The organism is Bacillota bacterium (genome assembly GCA_040754675.1).
Lineage (GTDB): Bacteria > Bacillota > Limnochordia > Limnochordales > Geochordaceae > Geochorda.
On record JBFMCJ010000726.1, the window covers coordinates 1 to 1,753 of the forward strand.

Here is a 1,753-nt window from a genome sequence, read left to right on the forward strand (position 1 = left end):
ACATCGTCGCCGCTGCGGCCACAGGGAGAAACACCGTCCAGGGCAGCCCAACCGAAAACACGCACATCTCCCACACCTCCTTTCTGTTCCGGGCAGAGGGAGCAAACCGGGCGAGCACCGCCTTCAGGGGCGAGCCGCCAGCAGGTTTTTTGCCCACAAGCCCACGGCCCGGGCCAGCGGTGCCCACGGCCGATCCCGCAGCGCCACCGCGAGCTTTTCCGGCGGCAGGGCCTCCAGCCTGGCGCGTTCCCACGCTTCGGCGCACCTGGCAGCCCGGATGGCCGGCCAGGTTTCGGCCAGCTCGACCAACGCACCGAGAGACCATGCCCCATCTCGCTCGTCAACCGCGAGGCACCAGCCCAGCACCCTGGGCAACCGAACCACACCCAGCTCCCGCCGCAGGGCATGCCCGACCATGTCCAGTGCTTCCGGTGCGCACGTGCCCGCTTCTGCCGTTTCCCCGGCGCTCAGAATCCAAGCACCACCCGCCACCGCGACGCGGCCAGACCGCTGGGTGAGGACCAGCAAGCCGTCCGCCGTGCGGGCGAGGACGTCAATTGCCAGGTAATGGCTCCAGAACAGGTCGGGCTGCCCGCCGGGTACAAGTACCGGCCAGGGCTGCGCTTGCAGTGCGGCGCGCACCGCCAGGTAGCGGAAGTACCGGGTGACACCCAGTTCCAGGTGAAGCCGCCCGCCGTCCGCCGCCCAGCGCAGGAGGCGGTATATCCGCCCGTTGTAAAGCTGCTCGCCCTCCACGAGCTCCGCCTCAAGCGCTTTCGCGCAAGGGGGAACCCGCGCTTTGCTTCTGGCCACCGTTATCTCCGGTTGCACCCGCGACCGGGCCACCACCCGAGCCTCCCGGTTCAAGATCGCACCTCCCGACCCCGGGCTGAACCGGCTGTGCCGGTCCCTACTCCCGTGCCTCCAGGGGTATCAAAAAGAAAAAGGCCCGGTTCGCCGGGCCAGCACGTCTCATTTGTTGCCGGTGGCGAGGGCCATCTAACCGCGGGGCGGTTCGGGGATCTGGGGGCGTCCCTTTTCCAAGCACCGCCAGGCGGCCTCCAGGTCGAACGGCACCCCCACCCCGGGCGGGACCTCAACGCCCGCCTCCAGGCACTCCTCGGCCGACATGCTGCGCACGCCTGCAGCCCGGGCCCTCAAGCAGGCGCCGGCAGGGACCCACACGAGCAGCCTGCGGCGGGAAAACCAGACCAGGAAACCGGCCAGCCCCCCGCAGTGCTCCCATCCTGACAGGAACTGCAACTGGTGTTCCGGGATCTTGCCGAACTCGAACCTGCCCGCCGTTTCCTTGCAGTCGAAAGCCAGGGCCAGGCCGCGCCACACACCCAGGTAGTCGACGAGGCCCTTCTTGGCCGGGTAGGCCTCGGCGGCCTTGCCCGACCGCCTCACCACCTTCCAGGGGTCGGGGACGCGGCGCACGAGTGCGGCCCCCCGCGCCTCGTACACCGAAAGCACCAGCTCCACCAGGTCCTCCAGGGCCCGGCCGCGCCGGGCGTGCGGCACCGCCACCGCCACCACCTCCCTACTGCGGCCCGCGGGCCGCGCGCACCACGCAGGTGCCCGCCACGAGGTCGTGCCAGCAGCGCCTCTGCGGCTCCCAGAGCATGGACAGGTAGCCCACGCACACCACCAGGGCGGACACGGTGCGGCCCACGGTCTCGCGCACCAGCGCCCGGCCCAGTCCCGGAGGTCGGCCGCCGGGGCCCTCCACGCGCAGCCCGAGCACGAGCTT

The 1,753-nt window shown here is 70.7% G+C and carries 3 protein-coding genes; all 3 read right to left on the bottom strand.

Annotated features, from left to right (window positions below):
• Positions 1–123: 123 nt before the first annotated feature.
• Positions 124–867 (bottom strand): hypothetical protein, encoded by a 744-nt coding sequence (locus tag AB1609_22970; protein MEW6049297.1) that lies wholly within the window; start codon positions 865–867, stop codon positions 124–126.
• A gap of 132 nt (positions 868–999) precedes the next feature.
• Positions 1,000–1,530 carry a Holliday junction resolvase RecU gene (locus AB1609_22975; protein MEW6049298.1) on the bottom strand — a complete coding sequence of 177 codons (531 nt, stop codon included), beginning with the start codon at positions 1,528–1,530 and terminating at the stop codon, positions 1,000–1,002.
• A 13-nt stretch (positions 1,531–1,543) separates the two neighbouring features.
• Positions 1,544–1,753: RDD family protein (locus AB1609_22980; GenBank protein ID MEW6049299.1), on the bottom strand; the 210-nt coding region annotated here is incomplete at its 5' end.